At 74.9% G+C, this 17,599-nt stretch carries 18 protein-coding genes; 5 read left to right on the forward strand and 13 right to left on the reverse strand.

The genetic code is table 11. The features are described 5' to 3' along the window. Window positions 1–82 precede the first annotated feature (82 nt). From ACQEU6_RS41745 to ACQEU6_RS41755, 3 genes are all read left to right on the forward strand, one after another. A complete protein-coding gene (locus ACQEU6_RS41745; protein ID WP_218826204.1) occupies window positions 83–664 on the forward strand; it encodes a DUF5998 family protein in 582 nt (193 codons plus the stop codon). Beyond that, a complete protein-coding gene (locus ACQEU6_RS41750; RefSeq protein WP_499339271.1) occupies window positions 661–1,833 on the forward strand; it encodes an alkaline phosphatase family protein in 1,173 nt (390 codons plus the stop codon). The genes ACQEU6_RS41745 and ACQEU6_RS41750 overlap by 4 nt, the downstream gene beginning before the upstream one ends. Before the next feature lie 71 nt (window positions 1,834–1,904). Continuing rightward, a complete protein-coding gene (locus ACQEU6_RS41755; protein ID WP_499339272.1) occupies window positions 1,905–2,735 on the forward strand; it encodes a sulfurtransferase in 831 nt (276 codons plus the stop codon). A gap of 28 nt (window positions 2,736–2,763) precedes the next feature. On the opposite strand, the gene ACQEU6_RS41760 is transcribed toward ACQEU6_RS41755, so the two are convergent. From ACQEU6_RS41760 to ACQEU6_RS41775, 4 genes are read right to left on the reverse strand one after another with little or no spacing between them, the layout of a single operon-like run. Then, window positions 2,764–5,280 carry a CHAT domain-containing protein gene (locus ACQEU6_RS41760; RefSeq protein WP_499339273.1) on the reverse strand — a complete coding sequence of 839 codons (2,517 nt, stop codon included), beginning with the start codon at window positions 5,278–5,280 and terminating at the stop codon, window positions 2,764–2,766. After that, window positions 5,277–5,723 carry a hypothetical protein gene (locus ACQEU6_RS41765; protein ID WP_499339274.1) on the reverse strand — a complete coding sequence of 149 codons (447 nt, stop codon included), beginning with the start codon at window positions 5,721–5,723 and terminating at the stop codon, window positions 5,277–5,279. Before ACQEU6_RS41765 ends, ACQEU6_RS41760 begins: the two co-directional genes overlap by 4 nt. Continuing rightward, entirely contained in the window at window positions 5,720–6,244 is a 525-nt protein-coding gene (locus tag ACQEU6_RS41770; protein WP_499339275.1) for an RNA polymerase sigma factor, read from the reverse strand. Before ACQEU6_RS41770 ends, ACQEU6_RS41765 begins: the two co-directional genes overlap by 4 nt. A gap of 33 nt (window positions 6,245–6,277) precedes the next feature. Continuing rightward, complete coding sequence (locus tag ACQEU6_RS41775; RefSeq protein ID WP_499339277.1) at window positions 6,278–7,468, reverse strand: S8 family peptidase; 1,191 nt, start codon at window positions 7,466–7,468, stop codon at window positions 6,278–6,280. 330 nt (window positions 7,469–7,798) lie between these two features. Here ACQEU6_RS41775 and ACQEU6_RS41780 point away from each other — a divergent pair, with 330 nt between their 5' ends. Further along, window positions 7,799–8,293 carry a DUF3145 domain-containing protein gene (locus ACQEU6_RS41780; RefSeq protein ID WP_499339278.1) on the forward strand — a complete coding sequence of 165 codons (495 nt, stop codon included), beginning with the start codon at window positions 7,799–7,801 and terminating at the stop codon, window positions 8,291–8,293. Window positions 8,294–8,510: 217 nt separating this feature from the next. Here the strand turns inward: ACQEU6_RS41780 and ACQEU6_RS41785 are convergent, their stop codons facing one another. Then, window positions 8,511–9,269 (reverse strand): MBL fold metallo-hydrolase, encoded by a 759-nt coding sequence (locus tag ACQEU6_RS41785; RefSeq protein WP_499339280.1) that lies wholly within the window; start codon window positions 9,267–9,269, stop codon window positions 8,511–8,513. 278 nt (window positions 9,270–9,547) lie between these two features. On the opposite strand from ACQEU6_RS41785, the gene ACQEU6_RS41790 reads away from it, so the two are divergent. Beyond that, entirely contained in the window at window positions 9,548–9,976 is a 429-nt protein-coding gene (locus tag ACQEU6_RS41790; protein ID WP_499339281.1) for a MarR family winged helix-turn-helix transcriptional regulator, read from the forward strand. 86 nt (window positions 9,977–10,062) lie between these two features. Here the strand turns inward: ACQEU6_RS41790 and ACQEU6_RS41795 are convergent, their stop codons facing one another. The 8 genes from ACQEU6_RS41795 to ACQEU6_RS41830 all read right to left on the reverse strand — a co-directional run bounded on the left by ACQEU6_RS41795 (window position 10,063) and on the right by ACQEU6_RS41830 (window position 17,448). Further along, a complete protein-coding gene (locus tag ACQEU6_RS41795) occupies window positions 10,063–11,370 on the reverse strand; it encodes a beta-ketoacyl-[acyl-carrier-protein] synthase family protein (RefSeq protein ID WP_499339283.1) in 1,308 nt (435 codons plus the stop codon). 78 nt (window positions 11,371–11,448) lie between these two features. Beyond that, window positions 11,449–11,700: an acyl carrier protein gene (locus ACQEU6_RS41800; RefSeq protein WP_089313791.1), complete on the reverse strand. Its 252-nt coding sequence runs from the start codon at window positions 11,698–11,700 to the stop codon at window positions 11,449–11,451. A gap of 56 nt (window positions 11,701–11,756) precedes the next feature. After that, a complete protein-coding gene (locus ACQEU6_RS41805; RefSeq protein ID WP_499339285.1) occupies window positions 11,757–12,725 on the reverse strand; it encodes a beta-ketoacyl-ACP synthase III in 969 nt (322 codons plus the stop codon). Then, window positions 12,722–13,651 (reverse strand): ACP S-malonyltransferase, encoded by a 930-nt coding sequence (locus ACQEU6_RS41810; RefSeq protein WP_499339286.1) that lies wholly within the window; start codon window positions 13,649–13,651, stop codon window positions 12,722–12,724. Before ACQEU6_RS41810 ends, ACQEU6_RS41805 begins: the two co-directional genes overlap by 4 nt. 157 nt (window positions 13,652–13,808) lie before the next feature. Continuing rightward, window positions 13,809–14,999, reverse strand: coding sequence for a PucR family transcriptional regulator (locus ACQEU6_RS41815; RefSeq protein WP_499339287.1), 1,191 nt, complete (start codon window positions 14,997–14,999; stop codon window positions 13,809–13,811). A 52-nt stretch (window positions 15,000–15,051) separates the two neighbouring features. After that, window positions 15,052–16,080: an alpha/beta hydrolase gene (locus ACQEU6_RS41820; protein WP_499339288.1), complete on the reverse strand. Its 1,029-nt coding sequence runs from the start codon at window positions 16,078–16,080 to the stop codon at window positions 15,052–15,054. A 58-nt stretch (window positions 16,081–16,138) separates the two neighbouring features. Next, window positions 16,139–16,378 (reverse strand): hypothetical protein, encoded by a 240-nt coding sequence (locus ACQEU6_RS41825; protein ID WP_499339289.1) that lies wholly within the window; start codon window positions 16,376–16,378, stop codon window positions 16,139–16,141. Between the two features lie 122 nt (window positions 16,379–16,500). Next, window positions 16,501–17,448 (reverse strand): alpha/beta hydrolase, encoded by a 948-nt coding sequence (locus ACQEU6_RS41830; RefSeq protein ID WP_499339290.1) that lies wholly within the window; start codon window positions 17,446–17,448, stop codon window positions 16,501–16,503. Between the last annotated feature and the right edge of the window lie 151 nt (window positions 17,449–17,599).

A 17,599-nucleotide genomic window follows, 5' to 3' on the forward strand; every position in this document is an offset into this window, starting at 1 on the left:
ACGTTACCCCGCACACGGACATATGACCGTGCGCCACGGCGGTCATGTGCGCGTCCGGCCCCGGACAGGGCAGGATGGGGCCATGAGGGAAACCCGAGCGACCGTCAGCGGTCTGCGCACGGCGATCGAGCGCAGCGGTTACTACCCGGCCCTGGTCGCGGACGCCGTCGAGTCGGCCGTCGGGGACGAGCGCGTCGTCGCCTACGTCGTCCACCACGAGGCGACCTTCGACCCCGCCATGGAGGTGCGGCGGCACGTGACCGTGCTCGTGCTGTCGGCGAGCCGGCTGCTCGTGTGCCACACCGACGAGCACCCGCCCGGCGAGGGCATGACGCGGCCGCACGCGTCCACCACCACCGAGGCCGTCAAGCTGGAGCGCGTCCAGTCGGTCGCGGTGACGCGGGTCGTCCCGGACCCGGCGTCCTACGTGCCCGGGGTGCCGCCCACCGAGGTGGTGCTGACCATCGGCTGGGGCGCCATCGCCCACATCGACCTCGAACCCGCGACGTGCGGCGACGAGAACTGCGAGGCCGACCACGGCTACACCGGCAGCGTCACGGCCGACGACCTGTCGCTGCGGGTCAGCGAGGCCGCCGACGGCGCGGACGCCGTGAGCCAGGTGCTGGCGTTCGCCGAGGAACTGTCCGCCGCGACCGCGCAGTGAGCGAGGCGATCGCCGGACGGCGCGGCGAGGCCGGTCGCGGAGCGGGACCGTCCCTCCCCGAACCGCCCGTCCCGCGGTACGGGGAGGCCGCGCTGGCCGACCTGCCGCCCTCCGCGCTGGCCGCGCTCGGCGTCCCCGGCGCGGTGAACGTCCTGGGCCTGCCCGCCGTGCCGCGCGTCTGCGTGCTGGTGGTCGACGGTCTCGGCTGGGAGCAGCTGCGGGCCCACCCCGGCGAGGCGCCCTTCCTGAACGCGATGGACGGCGGCCCGATCACGGCCGGGTTCCCGGCGACGACCGTCAGCAGCCTCGGCTCGCTGGCCACCGGCGCCCCGCCCGGCGAGCACGGGCTGCTCGGCGTGCAGATCGCGGTCCCCGGCACCGGGCGGCTGCTGAACTGCCTGCGCTGGGAGGACGACACCGTCGTGCCCGAGACGTTCCAGCCGGTCCCGACCGCCTACGGGCGGGCGGCCGCGGACGGCGTCGAGGTCGCCTACGTGGCGGAGCCCCTGTACCGGGGGTCCAGTCTCAGCCGCGCCACCACGCGCGGCGCCGACTACATCGCGGGCCGCGGCCCCGACCAGCTCGCCGACCGCGCCGGGCTGGCCCTGCGGCGCGGCGACCGGGCCTACGTCACCGTGTACTACGCCGACCTCGACGCGTCCGGCCACCGGTTCGGGGTCGGCTCCGCCGACTGGCGGCAGATGCTCCGGTACGTCGACCGCCTCGCGCAGCGCCTGGCGGAGGCCCTGCCGCCGGGCTCGTCCCTGCACGTGACCGCCGACCACGGCATGGTCGACCCGGACGAGCGGATCGACGTCGACACCGTCCCCGAGTTGGCGGCGGGCGTCGCCCTGCTCGGCGGGGACGCCCGCGCCCGCTACGTCTACAGCGAGCCGGGCGCCCACGCGGACGTGCTCGCCGCCTGGACGGCGACGCTGGGCGACCGCGCGTGGGTCGTCAGCCGCGAGCACGCCGTCGAGAACGGCTGGTTCGGCGCGATCGGCCCCGGGATGCTGGAGCGGATCGGCGACGTGGTCGCCGTCCCGCACGCCGACCTCGCGATCGTCGCGTCCGAGCGGGAGCCGTGGCTGGAGGCGATGGTCGGCATGCACGGCTCCCTCGTCCCGGCCGAGCAACTGGTGCCGCTGCTCACCGCGTCCCGGCCCTGAGATCCCGCGGAGATGAGATGAACCCGGATTCGCCCCTCCCTAATCGGGGCAACGGCGGCCAAACTGGCGATGTGCACCCTCTCATCGAAGTGCCCGCGCTGGACCGGCTGCTCCGACGGCGGGAGAACGTGGTCCTGCTGGACGTCCGATGGCATCTGGCGGGGCCGCCGGGGGTGGAGTCCTACCGCAGGGGGCACCTGCCCGGCGCCGTGTTCGTCGACCTCGACCGCGACGTGGCCGGGCCGCCGGGGCCCGGCGGGCGCCACCCCCTGCCGGACCCCGCCGCCTTCGAGGCGGCGATGCGCCGGGCCGGGGTCTCGGCCGGCGGCCCGGTCGTGGTCTACGACGACGCCGACTCCACGGCCGCCGCCCGGGTCTGGTGGTCGCTGCGCTACTTCGGGCACGACCGGGTCCGCGTCCTGGACGGCGGCTACCGCGCCTGGACGGAGGCCGGCCACGCGGTGAGCACCGCCGATCCCGAGGGCAAGCCGGGCGACTTCGTCGCCGCCCCCGGCCGCCTCCCCGTCCTGGACGCCGAGGGCGCCGCGGAGCTGGCCCGCGCGGGCGTGCTGCTGGACGCCCGCGCCGCCGAGCGGTACCGCGGCGAGCAGGAGCCCGTCGACCCGGTGGCCGGGCACATCCCGGGCGCCCGGAACGCTCCCACCTCGGGAAACGTCGGCGTCGACGGCCGGTTCCTGCCGCCGGAGCTGCTGCGCGAGCGTTTCGCGCAGCTCGGCGCCACCGACGCCCTCGACGTCGGTGCCTACTGCGGTTCCGGCGTCACCGCCGCCCACGAGATCCTCGCCCTCCACCTCGCCGGAATCCCGGCCGCCCTCTACGTGGGCTCCTGGTCGAACTGGGTCGCCGACCCCGCCAACCCGATCGCCGCAGGCGACGGCTGACCCCGACCCCGCCGCCCGCGGGCGGGTGTCAGCCGGTGCCCATGGCGAGGAAGCCGGTCGTGGCCGGGGTGCGGGTGGTGGCGGCCAGGGCCCGGGAGGGGGTCTTTCCGGCCGCCAGCGCCGTGTGGAAGGCGGTCATGAAGGCCGGGGTCGCGTCGTCCCGGACGGGCAGGACGCTCGCGATCACGGTGGCGGTGCCGAGGGCCAGCAGGGCGCCGGCCATGCCGAGGACGGCGTCCCCCTCGTCGGCGCGGCCGATGTCGCACGCGGACAGGACGATCAGGTGCGGCGGGTCGGCCAGCTCGTCCAGGTCGTGGACCATGAGGGGGCCGTCGGCGAGGCGCAGCCGGGAGAACAGGGCGTTGCCCGGATGGAACTCGCCGTGGGCGGCGATGTGGGCGAGGGCGGCGCCCTCCAGGGCGTCGCGGACGGGTTCGGCGCGGGCGTCCGGGCCGTCCAGGACGGCGGCGCCGGGGTGGAGGCGGCGGAGCGCGGCGATCTCACGGTCGGCGTGCAGGAGATCGGGGCCCGCCACGAGGACGGCGTGCCCGCCGGAGGGGGCGCGCGTGCGGGCGTGGAGCCAGGCTCCGGCGGACGGCACGACCGTGAACGGGCGCCCCGCCAGGGACGGGAGCGCCGCCCAGGGCAGGCCGTGCAGGGCCCCTGTCGGGGCGATGACCAGCTCGCGGTCGTCCAGGACGGGGCGGAGCGGGGCGAGCAGGAGGCGGTCGAGGCGTTCGGCCGCGCCGGTGAGGGCGGACGGCGCCGGCGATCCGGCGTTCTCGGCGAGGCGGCAGGCGGCGAAGCGGAGCAGGCCGGTCTCGCGGCGCGCCGCGTCGCCCGGGCCGAGGCGGTGGCGGCGGGTGCGGCCGCCCGCCACGGTGACGGCGTGCAGTTCGCCGCCGATCGCGATCAGCTCGACGAGGGCGCGGTCGCCGAGCGCGGCGGCGACCTCGCCGGCCGCGGCGGGGCGGCCCGGCGACGCGCCGGACGGGCGGCGGCGCGTCCGCTCGCGGATCCTCGCCTCCAGCGCGGTCAGGTCCGCCGGGGGAGCGGGCGGGTCCCCGCCCCGGGCGGTGTCGGCCGTGCGGTCGACGCTGAGGGCGCGCAGCGCGGTCAGCGCCGCGGCGCGCTCGGGGTCCCGGGGCGGGCGGACGCGGACCGGCCGCGCGATCGCCCGCCGCCGCTCCTCCACGGCGAGCAGTTCCCGCGCCGACCCCGACAGGCGGAGGCCGAGCTCCGCCAGTTCCGCGGCCAGGCCCGCCGCGCGGGCGCGCAGGTCGAGCGCGTCCAGGGCCTCCGCATGCTCCTCGGTCACCTCCAGCCCGGCCCTGACGGCCGCCACCGCGCCCTTGCGGGCGTCGCGGGAGGAGTGTTCGAGGGCTATCGCGTGCCAGGCGGCGATCCGGCCCGAGGCCGGGCCGCTCGTCCGCCGGACGGAGGCCAGCAGATGCCCTGCCGGACGGCCCAGCGAAAGCGCCACGCGCGCGGCGACGATGCGGGCCTCGTCGGCGGCGTCCGCCCAGCCGCCGCTCTCCAGCCGTTCCGCCGCGGCCGTGGCCGAACGGAGCAGGACGGCGGATCGCTCACCGGACGCCCACCGGGCCTTGAGCAGCACGTGCTCGGCCAGAAGCGCCCATCCGGCGCGCTGCTGCTCGGTGAACGTCGTCCGGGCCCGCTCCGCCGCCACCGTGGCCTCCTCCGCGTTGCCGTCGGCCAGTTCGGCGTGGGCGAGGAGCAGGTAGCCGTCCGCCGTGTCGCATCGGTACCCGTTCGACGTGGCCGCGTCCAAGGCGGCGGTGAGGACGGGACGCGCCTCGCCCGGCAGCCCGGCCATGATCAGCGTCTCCGCCTGGTCGAACCGGCACTGCGCCAGGCGCTCACCGGCCAGGCCCTGTTCTGCCTCCGCGAAGAGACGGAGCGCGCGCGGGACGTCCCCACGCCGCGACACCGTGAAGGCCAGGTTCCCCTTCGCCATGGCCGTCTGGTGGCGCAACCCGGCGGCCTCCCCGACGGCGACGGCCTCGGCCAGCGCCTCCTCCGCGCCGTCGTAGTCACCGCGGAACACACGCGCCAGGCCGAGGTTGGTGAGGAGACCGTTGAGCGCGGCGGGGTCCTGCCCTTCGCGTAACCGGGGGAGGGCCTGAAGGGCGACCTCGTGCGCCTCCTCCAGACGTCCGGCCCGGGCCAGAGCGGCCGCCTTGTTCGCGGCCAGGCGGTCGGCGTCGGATCCGCGCAGGACGGTCTCCGCCCGCCGCGCGTGGGCGAGCGCCCCGGTGACGTCGCCGCTCGCCGTGAGCAGCCCGACGAGGTTCATCCGCACCTGCGCCGCCGCATACGGGTCGGATCCGGAGGCCAGTTCCAGGGCGCGCCGGAGGAAGGCGAGCCCCTCGTCCAGGCGTCCCAGCTCCTTGGCCGCCAGGCCGGCCACGCGCAGCGGCAGGACCCCGCCGCCGTCCTCCAGCAGTGCGAGCGCCCGCGTGAAGGCGGTCGCGGGGTCCCGCGCCGCCATCCGCAGCAGGACGGGCTCGTCCTGCCCGGTCACAGCCGGATCCAGCTCGTGACGATCGACGTGCCGTCGTCCAGCCGCAGGATCAGGCTCACGAGGCCGGCCGGCACGCGCGGCAGCCAGAACATCCCCGCCGGCTCCGTGCGCGCCGTGATCCCGCCCGGCGGCAGGTCGCGGTGCCGGACCTCGACCAGCGCCGCCGCGGACGGGACGAGCCGCCCGTGGATCTCCCGGAGCCGGCCGTCCGGGGAGACCTCGATCTCGACCGCCGCGTCCGGGCAGGCGAACGTCAGCGTCCGGGCCGGGCCGCCCCGCACGCCCGCCGCGCGTCCGCCCCGGTCGTGCTCCAGTTCCGCCAGCCGCGCGGCCGGCGCCCGCCACGCGATCGACGCGCGGGCCGCCGCGAGGACGGCCGCCGGCACCGGGTCGAGGATCTGGAACGTCGCGCGGACCCCCGCCATCAGTTCGTCGTCGTTCACGGGACGAGCCTCCGCAGGGAGTCCAGGCAGCGCGCCCGCGTCGGGCCGACGCTGCCGACGGGGATGCCGAGGGCGGCGGCCAGTTCGGCGTGGCTCGGGGCCAGCGCGAACAGCCGCAGCAGCGTCCGGCAGCGCAGCGGCAGCCTCTCCAGGGCCGCGCCGACCAGGCCGAGCCGCTCGCGCGCCGCGATCACCCGCTCGGGGTCGGGCTCGGGCTCGCGCGGCGCGGGCACCGACGGAAGGGTGCGGCCGCGCCGGCGCGCGAGCCGTAAGCTCTCGTTGCGCGCCGTCGTGGCCAGCCAGCACGCCGCCGCGGCGGGCTCGCGGAGCTCGTCGATCCGCTCCACCAGCCGCAGCCACGTCGTCTGCACCGCGTCGCCCGCGTCCGCGTCGTTCAGACCGTACGAGCGGGCGATCGACCACAGCAGCCCGCTGTGCCGCTCGACCAGCCGGGCCCACGCGTCACCGTCGCCGTCGCGTGCCCGGACCACCAGCTCGTCCGTATTGTCCCTACGGGCCACCGAAGTCTCCTCCCGAGGCCCCCTGCTTCGCCTTCACCCTAAGGCATCGGGCGGTGACGCGGTGTGCACTTCGGTGCCGAGGCCCGGAAGCACCGGGTGCCGCGCGGGATCGAGGACGCGGTCGGCCGCCTCGGGCGCGCCGACGCCCTCCTCCGCGGCGAGGGCGGCGATCCGTCCCGCCACCGCCGGCGTCGCGAACGACGTCCCGCTCCAGGTCGCGTAGCCGTCGAACCGGTCGGGATCGGCACCGTTCACCGCGGAGCGCGGGCCGTCGAACCGGACGAAGGCACTCGCCACGCCCACCCCCTGCGCGCACGCGTCCACCCACCATCCGTGATTGGAGAACCAGGCCCGGTCGTCGCCGTCCAGGGCGGCGACGCCGATGACGGGCTTCATCGCGGCGGGCCAGAACGGGCGGTCCGTCGCCGCGTTCCCCGCGCATGCCACGACGACCGTGCGGCGGCCGAGCGCGGCGATCGCCTGGGAGAGCACCGGCGAGGGGCGGTCGTCGTAGGTGTGGCATCCGAGCGAGACGTTGACGATGTCGGCGCGGCCCCAGGCGGTGAGCCACTCCAGCGCCCGGATCACGTCCAGCTCGTCGCCGATGCCGTGGCCGTCGATGACGCGGCGGGCCCGCAGCTCGGCGGACGGCGCCTGGGAGAGGACGACGCCCGCGATGAACGTGCCGTGGCCCGCCTGCGCGTCCAGCGCGAAGTCCAGATCGGCGTCCAGGACCTCCGCCGCCTCGGCGGCCTGCTCCCGGTACCACGCCTCGCCCTCGTACCAGGGGTGCGGCGACAGGCCGGTGTCCAGGATCGCGACGGTCACGTCGCGCCGGACCGGGCCGCGCTCCGGCGCGGGCAGGGGAGGGGACGGGCGGGGCAGGTCGGCGGGACCGCTCCACCACATCGGCTGGCCGAGGACGAGGTGGTTCGGCGCCGCGCTCAGCCTGCGGCGGCGCCGGTCCGCGCCTCCGAGGGCGGCCGCCAGCTCGCACACGTCGACCTTCGCGGGGGCGCGCAGCCGCAGCCGCGTGACGCCGCCCTCGTCCTCGCGCGAGTCGTACCAGCGCCGGACCATCGACTCGGCGGCGCAAGCGTCCCGCCCCGCGACCAGGATCTCGTTCCGGCGGACGAGCGCCGGCCGCCCTGGCAGCGGCTCCACCACGACCGCGTCCGAGTGCCGCGCCAGCACCCGGTCCAGCCGCGCCTGCTGATCGAACATCGAGCCTCGCTCTCGCCGAACCGACCCTTCCGCTCATCGTGCCGGAGCGATGACGTTCCGTGCCGGGAGGAGAGCGGAACGTGGCCGATAGCGGCATCCGTGACGAGTGTCACCCCGGAGGGGGCGCACACCTGCATCCCCTTCGCAATAGTGGATCTTGACGGAGGCGCCGGGTGAACGATGTGCATCCTGTGTTCAAGCGTTCAACAAACTGCGAACTCACGGTGGTGCGACTCCGGCCGATGATGCACAATGAGGGACGCGGACGCCGACTTGGGACGTACGAGGCCGTAGGGGAAGACGAGCCTCGGTACAGATCCAGGAGGTCCGGTGACCGCACGTGGCGTTTTTTACGTCCACTCCGCGCCACCTGCGCTGAGCCCGCACATCGAGTGGGCCGCCGCAGGTGTTCTCGGGGTGCCCGTTTCCCTTGAATGGGCAGATCAGCCGGCCGCGCCCGGGACGCTGCGCGCCGAGCTCCATTGGGAAGGGAAGCCCGGTACCGCCGCGGGCATCACCTCCGCGCTGCGCAACTGGAAACTGGTGCGGTTCGAGGCCACCGAGGATCCGACGCCCGGCACCGACGGCGTCCGCTTCAGCTTCACCCCGACCCTCGGGGTGTTCACCGGGGTCATCGGCGCGAGCGGCGACATCATGGTCCCCGAGGACCGGCTCCGCGCGGTGATGGCGAACGCCGCCGTCGGCAAGGCCGCCCTGGAGCAGGAGCTCGACCGGCTGCTCGGCACGCCGTGGGACAACGAGCTGGAGCCCTTCCGCAGGGCCGGCGACGGCGCCCCCGTCCGCTGGCTGCACGCCGCCGTCTGACCGCCCCGCCGGCGTGGAGCGCGCCCGTCCCGCAACGCGCACGCTCCGCCCCCGGCCCGGCCGCCGCGTCGCCCGGCGTGCCCGTCAGGCCAGGTACCGAGGCTCGGTGACCAGGCCAGGCGGACCGTCCCGGCGACCGCGCGTGCGCGGGTCGAGGCGCGTCCGGCACCGCCGCGACGGCCGGGACGCCCACCGGCGTCCTCCGGAAACCGAACCGTCAGCGCTGGGGCGCGGGGGAGGCGTCCGTGTCCACGGGATGCCAGGCGGGGCCGTCGCCGTCCCGCCTGACCCGCCCGAACACCACGTCGGCGAAGTGGACGCCGAAGCCGATCGTGTCGGGCTCCTCCAGTTCGGCGACGAGACGGCGGCGGTGGTCGGCGGATCGGGCGGGGTCGTGGTCGACGGACGCCGACCATTCGGGGTGGCCGACCTGGACCGGCGAGTGCAGGGCGTCGCCGAACGCGATCAGCCGCCGTCCGCCCGAGACGATGACGTACTCGGCGTGGCCGGCCGTGTGGCCCGCGGTGATCCGGACCCGCACCCCCGGGAAGATCTCCTGCCCTTCGGTCACGGTCCGGACGCGCGGCGCCATGGCGGCGATCTGCTCGGCCATGCCGTGCGCCGCCGGCAGGTCGCGCTCGGCCCACTCCGGCTCGGACACAAGGAGGTCGGCGTGCGCGAACGCCGGCAGGTCGCTTCCGGGGGCGCGATGCCAGGCCCAGCCCAGGTGGTCGGGATGCAGGTGGGTGAAGGCGACGGTCTCGATGTCCTCCGGCCTGCGGCCGAGTTCGGCAAGGCTGTCCAGGAGCGCGCCTCCGTGGATGTCGCCGCGCGGGGTGCCCGGGTCGGGCGGCGGCGCCTGCGGTCCGAACCCGCGTCGATCAGCAGGGCGCGGTCGCCGTGCTCCACCAGCAGGCCGCCGATGCTCGCCACGAGGTGACCGGAGGCGTCCAGGTAGTCCGGGTGGGCGGCCCACGCCTCGTCGGTGGTGTCCGGCAGCCAGCCGCGCGGAGGGAGCCGCACGGCGCCGTCCGGCACGTAGGAGATCTTCATGTCGCCCAGGACCAGCGAGCGGATTCCCGCCGGCCGTCGCAACCGCTCGGCCTGGTCGAGCGTGGAGTTCGTCATGGTCCCTGCCTTCTTCAGTGTCAGGCCGTCGCCGTGCTGCGCGGCGGCCGGGACCACTTTAAGCATCAAGCTGAAAACATTCAATCTCTAATTATTATGACTTGATGTAGTTGCTAGGATGGAGGCATGACAACGCCCGGGGAACCGCAGGACGTCGCCGAGCGCGAGGTGTGCGGTCTGGTGAACGGACTGGCCCAGCAGATCGCCGACCACGTACGCGAACGCGCCGTCGCCCTGGGCCTCACCGCGGCCCAGGCCACCGCGCTGCGGGAGATGACCGGGCCGATGACCATGCGTGAGCTCGCCGACCGCATGAGCTGCGAGCCCTCCAACGCCACCTTCGTCATCGACAAGCTCGAGAAGCGGGGCCTGGTCGAGCGCCGGGCCCACCCCACCGACCGCCGCGCCAAGCAGCTCGTCCTCACCGCCGACGGCGGTGAGCTCCGCGAACGGCTCCTCGATCTCCTCGTCCAGGACTCGCCGCTGGGCGGTCTCACCCCCCGGCAGCAGCGCGCGCTCCAGGACCTGCTTGAGCAGGCCATCATCCGCCGGTGAACCGACGCCGGAGGGCGCGCGCGGGGACCCCGCACACGCGAACGGCCCGCCGGGCGCAACCCGGCGGGCCGTTCGGCGTGGAAGCGTCAGAGAGCGCGCTGGAAGGCGACCGACACGTTGTGGCCGCCGAATCCGAACGAGTTGTTGAGCGCCGCGGCCGGGCCGTCCGGCAGCTTGCGCGGCTCGTCCCGGGCGATGTCGAGGTCGACCTCGTCGTCGAGGTCCTCCAGGTTGGCCACGAACGGGACGACGCCCTCCTTGAGGGCGAGGACCGTGAAGATCGACTCAAGGGCGCCGGCGCCGCCGAGCAGGTGCCCGGTCATCGACTTGGTCGCGGTGATGACCACCTGGCGCGCGGCCTCCTCGCCGAGCCCCGCCTTGATGGAGGCCAGCTCCGCGACGTCGCCCGCGGGCGTGGAGGTCGCGTGCGCGTTGATGTGGACGAGGTCGGCGGGCTCCAGCCCCGCGTCCTTGAGCGCCCGCTGCATCGCCTTGGCCTGCCCGGAGCCGGACGGGTCCGGCAGCACGATGTCGTAGGCGTCGCCGGAGTAGCCGCAGCCGGACGCGAAGCCGTGGATGTCCGCGCCGCGGGCGCGGGCGTGCTCCTCCGATTCGAGGATCATCACGGCGGCGCCCTCGCCGAGCACGAAGCCGTCGCGGTTCTTGTCGTAGGGCCGGGACGCGCGCGCCGGCTCCTCGTTGCGGGTCGACATCGCGCGCATCGCCCCGAACGAGGCCATCTGCAGCGGGTGTATGCACGACTCGGTGCCACCGCAGATCACCACGTCGGCGCGGCCGGCGCGGATCATGTCGATGGCGTACCCGACGGCCTCGCCGCTGGACGCGCAGGCGCTGACCAGGGCGTGCGAGCCGGCCATCGCGCCGAACTCGATGCCGACGTGCCCGGAGGCGCCGTTCGGCATCAGCATCGGGACGGTGAAGGGCGAGACCCGGGACCAGCCCTTCTCCCGGAAGACGTCGTAGCTGTTGAGAGCGGTGTGCAGGCCGCCGATGCCGCTGGACAGCACCACGCCGAGGCGCTCGCCGTCCACGGTGAAGCCGCCCTCGACGCCGGGGCGCTCCATGCCCTTCTGCCCCTTGCCGCCCGCCGGCACGGCGAACCCGGCGGAGGCCCAGGCCTCGCGCGCGGCGATCAGGGCGATCGCCTGGTTGCGGTCGAGCCGGCGCAGGTTCTGCTTCGGCATCACCTCGGACGGGTCGACCTTCAGCGTCGCGGCGAACTGGACCGGCAGGTCGTCGACCCCCTCCCAGTCCAGCTTGCGGATACCGGACTCGCCGGCGAGCAGGGCGGACCAGGTCGACGGCATGTCGCCGCCGAGTGGGGTCGTTGCACCGAGACCGGTCACCACGACCCTGGTCTGGCTCTTGCTCATAGTGCGTGCTCCTTGCGGACTGTGAGGGGAGGAGGAAGGGCGCGCCGCCTCCCGGGTGGCGGCGCGCCCTCCCGCGGCTCAGCTCTGCAGGTTCTGGACGAAGTTGATGACGTCCTTGACCGTCTTCAGGTTGCGCAGCTCGTCGTCGGGGATCTCGACGCCGAACTTGTCCTGGGCGGCCACCGCGATCTCCACCATCGACAGCGAGTCGATGTCGAGGTCGTCGATGAAGTTCTTCTCCGGGGTCACCTCGGACTTGTCGATGCCGACGATCTCATCGATGATCTCGGCGAGGCCGTCCAGAATCTCCTGTTCGGTGGCGACTTTCATGTTCCTGGTCTCTCCTTCGGTGGGTTGGTCCAGAGCCTGCGAGCAGGCGTGACGGCCTACGGGATCTGGATGACTTGGGCAGCGTAGGACAGCCCGGCGCCGAACCCGACCAGCAGGGCCGGGGCGCCGGACGGCACGTCGCCGCGTTCGATCATTCGGGACAGCGCCAGCGGGATCGAGGCGCCCGAGGTGTTGCCGGACTGCCTGATGTCGTCGGCCACGACGGCGTTGGTCGCCTTCACCTTGCGGGCGATGGCCTCGATGATCCGGAGGTTGGCCTGGTGCGGGACCACGGCCGCGAGCTCCTCGGGCCTGACCCCGGCCCGCTCGCACGCCTGGATCGCGATCGGTGCGATGGCGGTGGTGGCCCAGCGGAACACCGCCTGCCCCTCCTGCCGGATGAACGAGTTGCGGTCCTCGATAATGATCTTGTCGTACTTGTCGCCGGCGCTGCCCCACACGACGGGGCCGATGCCGGGGGTCTTGCTGGCCGTGACGACCGCCGCGCCCGCGCCGTCGGCGAAGATGATGCAGGTGGAGCGGTCGGTCCAGTCGATCCACTGCGACATCTTCTCGGAGCCGATGACCAGCGCGTTGCGGGCGCTCCCGGCCCGGACGGCGGCGCTGGCGGTGGCGAGCGCGTAGCAGAAGCCGGCGCAGGCGGCGTTGAGGTCGAACGCGCCGGGCGCCTCGATGCCGAGGCGGTGCGCGACCTGCGCGGCGTGGCCCGGCATCGGCGACTCCGCCGAGCACGTCGCGAGGATCACCAGGTCGATGTCGGAGGGGGCGAGGCCGCTGGCCGCCAGCGCCTTGCCGGCGGCGTGCGCGCCGAGTTCGACGATGCCCTCGTCGTCGCCGGCGATGCGCCGCTCGGCGATGCCGACGCGGCTGCGGATCCACTCGTCGTTGGTGTCGACGGTCAGCGCGAGGTCGTCGTTGGTGACGACGCGGGCGGGCCGGTAGTCGCCGAAGGCCAGGATGCGGGCGCCGGGGGCGGCATCGGGAATGGTGAGCGCGGTGGTCATGACGCGTCCGCCTCGATCAGCTCGCGGGCCTTGTCCAGGTCGGCGGGGGTCTTGAGGGCGACCAGCTCGATTCCCTTCAGCTCGCGCCGGGCCAGGCCGGTGAGCGTCCCGGCGGGCGGCAGCTCGATGATCGCGGTGACGCCGAGCTCGCGCATGGCCGCCATGCACGCGTCCCAGCGGACGGGCGCGCTGACCTGCTCGACGAGCCGGGCGAGGAAGTCGCTCCCGCTGTCGACGACGGCGCCGTCGCGGTTCTGGATCAGCGCGGCGCGCGGGTCGGCGACGGGCACGCCGGGCGCCAGGCGGCGCAGGACGCCGACGGCGGGCTCCATGTGCTCGGTGTGGAAGGCTCCCGCGACCGACAGCGGCCGCAGGCGCGCCTTGGCGGGCGGCTCGTCGGCGAACTTCGCGAGCCGCTCCGTCGTCCCGGCGGCGACGACCTGGCCGGCGCCGTTGACGTTGGCGGGGGTGAGGCCGTGCTTGTCGATCGCGGCGAGGACCTCGTCGGCCTCGCCGCCGAGCACGGCCGTCATGCCGGTCGCGGTGACGGCGGCGGCCTCGGCCATCGCCCGGCCCCGCTCCCGGACGAGGACCAGCGCGGCCTCGGGGGTCAGCACCCCGGAGATCGCGGCGGCGGCCAGCTCGCCGACGCTGTGCCCGGCGACGGCGTCCGGCCCCGCCTTGCCGCCGGGGGCGCCGTCGTAGAGGGCCTCGGCCGCGGCGATCGCGGCGGCGACCAGCAGCGGCTGCGCGACCGCGGTGTCACGGATCTCCTCGGCGTCCGCGGACGTCCCGTAGCGCACCAGGTCCAGACCCGTGACCGCCGACCACCAGGCGAACCGGTCGGCGACTCCGGGTTTCTCTAGCCATGGCTTCAGGAAGCCGGGGGTCTGGGCGCCCTGGCCGGGCGATGCGAGGAGAATCACAGCGTCCAGCCTGCCGTCATGTGCCCGCGCCGACGATGCCGATCACGACGAACTTTGGTCTTGGCGCTTTGTACGACCTCTACAAGAAACCCTGGTGAGCGCCTGTAACCGGGCGGGGACGCTCGGTGCGACGCTCATCACCACCAAAGGGTGCGTTCTACCCCGTCGTCCTGGCGGCGCGGGAATGGAAACGGCCGAGGACCAGGGCGATGCGGAGGGTGAAGGCGTTGCGGCCGTCGGTGGGGGCCAGGCCGGTCAGCTCGGCGACGCGGCGGAGCCGGTAGCGGACGGTGTTGGGGTGGACGAACAGGAGCCGGGCGGTGGCCTCCAGCGACGAGCCCTGTTCGAGGTAGGTGGTGAGCGTGTCCAGGAGCGGGGCGCCGGCGGCGAGCATCGGGTTGTAGACGCTCTCCACCAGGTAGCGGCGCGCCTCGTCGTCGCCGTCGAGGGCGCGCTCGGGGAGGAGCTCGGTGGCGAGGACGGGGCGGGGCGCGTCCGGCCAGCCGGCGGCGGCGCGCAGGCCGGCGACGGCGGCGCGGGCGGAGCTCGTGGACTCGTAGAGGTCGGAGACCTGCGGGCCGACGACGACCGGGCCGGGCCCGCACTTGGCGGCGATCGGGCGGGCGGCGTCCATGGGGTCGGTGTCGCCGCCCACGATGACGACGACGCGGTGCCCCTGCACGCCGGCCAGCACGTCGGCGCGGGCGCGGCGGGCGGCCAGCTGCATCTGGTCGATGGTGACCTCGGGCTCCTCGTCCTCCGGGGTGAAGCCGGCGATGACGGTGACGGGCTTGGACGTCCAGCCGAGCGCGGCGGCCCAGGAGTGCATGCCGTCGTCGACCTCGTCGCGCAGCACCGCGTTGACGACGAGGGCCTCCAGGCGGGCGTCCCAGGCGGCGCGCGTCTCGGCGGCGCGGGCGTAGACCTGGGCGGCGCCGAACGCCACGTCCCGGGTGTAGCGCAGGATGGCCTCGCGCAGCTGGGCCTCGCCGCCGGGCGCGGCCAGCTCGTCCAGCCGGGTCTCCACCACGTCGATGATGACGCGGATCATGTCGATGGTGTGCTGGAGCTTGATGGAGCGCAGCAGCTCGCGGGGCGCGGTGCCGAACACCTCGCCGGCGATGGCGGGGCGGGACCGCTCGTTGCTCTTGAACCACTCCACGAACGCGGCGATGCCGGCCTGCGCCACGAGGCCGATCCAGGAGCGCTGGTCCGCGGGCATGCGCCGGAACCAGGGGAGCTGCTCCTCCATGCTGGTCAAAGCCGCGGTGCCGAAGGTCCCCATCGCCTTCTCCAGGCGCTGGGTGGTCTGCTCGCGGATCTCGGCCTCGTTCGCGGTGTTCACCATCCCAGGGTGCCACCACACCTGCGGTGTCTTCGCCGGAAGTGAGCAAACCGGGTCACCGGGGGGTCACCGCGGAGGCGCGCCCGAGCGCGATGTCGGTGAGGTTGCGCAGCGACGCGGAGCCGGGGGCGAGGTAGTCGCTGTGGCCTCCGTGCCCGGCGTCGAAGACGCGCGCGCCGAACCCGGTGGAGACCGGGTCGGGGCCCAGCCCGAGCCCGAGGAAGCGCACGTGGGGGACGTCCTCCATCCAGTCGGTCGAGCCCCGTCCCGCCCAGACGCGGGCCGTCCCGCTCAGCCTGGACGCCGACCAGGCGGCCGTCCCGGGGCTGCCGTAGAGCGCGATGTCGGTGACCTGCCTCCAGGCGGCGCTCCTGGAACCGTTCAGGGCGGCCTGGCCGCAGACCACCGAGCCGTAGCTGTGGCAGAGGAGGCCCACGCTCGCGCCCGGGTTGACCTGGCGGACGCCCTTCATGAACTTGCGGAGCTGGACGGCGCCTTCCGCGGCCCGCTCGGCGGTGAGGACCTCGCTGCTGAACGTCTTGGGCGCCGCGTAGCCGAGCCAGGCGACGACCGCCAGGCCGGGCTCCGGCGACAGGGAGCGGGCCTGCTGGTAGACGGCGCGTGCGCCCCCGCCCGGCGTCGACCAGGGCTTGCCGCCCCGCTTGTCGAACGCCGACAGCGTGGTGTCCGCGCCGGGGACGAGCACCGCGACGCGGCGTGCCCGGGCGAGGTCGCCGATGACCTCGATGGCCCGCCCGCGACCGCGCGGGTCGAAGTAGAGGAAGCGGCGTCCGGGCTGGAGGAAGGCGCCCAGCGCCTTGCGCCGGTCGGTGTCGCCGACCTTCTCCGCCGTCTTGAGGGCCTCCTCGATGGAGCGGCGCTCGGCGGCGTACCGGACGTCCAGCGTCGACGGCGCCATCCTCGGGACCGCGACGGGCGCCGCGTACGGGTCGGCGTGGCCCGTTCCCGCGGTCGTCAGCAGCACGACCCCGATGGACGCGGCGGCGGCCGTGGCCCGCCGGAGGGGGCGGGCGTGCCGTCGCGCGAGGCGCGGCGAGGGCGTCGTGGTGGGGTGCGGCGGCATCGGCGCCTTTCTACCATCGAAGATCGTTCAGTGCGGGCTCGGCTCACCCCCCGGCGGGTCAGGAGACGCCCCTGGAGAAGTACGGGCCGGGGACCGGGTTGGTTCCCGGGGCGGCGTCCCGCGCGTGCCGCCACCGGCTCGGGAAGGCGGCGGCCAGTGCCCCGCCGGCGGCGAGCGCGCCGCCGAAGGCGACCAGCCACGCGAGGCGCTCGGCGATCCGTTCCGGCTGGTCGGGAACGGTGTGCAACCCGTTCAGGCTACCGAACGCGAGCAGCGCCCCCAGGGTGACGAAGATCATTGCCGTCTGGTGCCCGAGGGAGATCCCCAGCGCGCGGCGGTTGGCCGCCGCGATCGCCGACCGGGCCCGGGCGTGTCGCGTCCAGCGGGGCCTCTGCTCCGCCGGGGCTCCGGTCCTCGCGGTCAGGCATGGGCGACCTCCGCGTCGCGACCGAGGGCGATCAGGGCGAGGTTGCGCAGCGCGGCGGAGCCGGGCTTCAGGTAGCCGCTGTGCGGGCCGGTCCCGGCGTCGAAGCGCAGGGCGCCGAAGCCGGGCGAGACGGGATCGGCGCCGAACCCCAGCCCGGCGAAGCGGACGTGCGGCACGTACCGCACCCAGTCGCCCTCCGCCCGGCCCGCCCAGACCCGCGCGGACGTCCCGAGGCCGGAGGCGTGGCGCAGGGTGGTGCCGGGGCTGCCGAACAGGGCGATCTCGTCCACCGGCAGGGGCGCGAGACGCCGGGCGGCCTTGCCGCAGACCACCGAGCCGTAGCTGTGGCAGAGCAGGGCGAACCGGGCCCGCCCGTTCACGCGGCGCACGCCGGTGAGGAGACCTTCGAGGCCCCGTGCCCCCTTCTCGGCACGTCCGCTCGTCAGGGCGCCGGTGCCCAGCGTGGAAGGGGGGTCGTAGCCGAGCCAGGCGATGACGGCGATCCGCGCGCCGGGCGCGGCGGCGCGGGCCTGCCGGTAGAGCGCCCGGCTGCCGCCGCCGACGAACTTGGGCGAGTCGTAGTCGGCCAGCGAGTTGTCCGCGCCGGGCACGACCACCGCGATCCGGTCGGCCCGCTTGAGGTCGCCCAGGACCTCCACAGCACGCCCGTCGCCTCGCGGGTCGAACGACAGGAACCGCCGGTCGGGCGCCAGGAGGGCGGAGAGGGCCCGTGCCCGTCCCTTGTCATGGACGCGTTCCGCGATGGCCAGGGAACGCGCGATGTCCCGGCCGGTCGCCCGGTAGCGGGCATCGAGGGCCGGCGCCGACAGCGCGGGCGCCTGGGCCGGGGCCGCGTACACCTCGGCGTGTCCCGCGGCGGTCGTCGAGCCGGCGGCGGCCAGCACCGAGACGGCGGCGACGGTCCTGCGAACGCTGGGCATCCCACGCGTCCTTCCTGGTCAGTGGAGTGGAGCACTGATCAGGAAGGTAGAGATCAGACGTGTCAGAGCACATCGGCCGACGGTGCTGTCCCGCCCCGTACGCCCCCGGTACGACGGATGCGCCCCCGGTATGACGCCGCGCGGCCCGGCG

This window comes from Spirillospora sp. CA-108201, from assembly GCF_050936235.1.
In the GTDB taxonomy this organism is placed as follows: domain Bacteria; phylum Actinomycetota; class Actinomycetes; order Streptosporangiales; family Streptosporangiaceae; genus Spirillospora.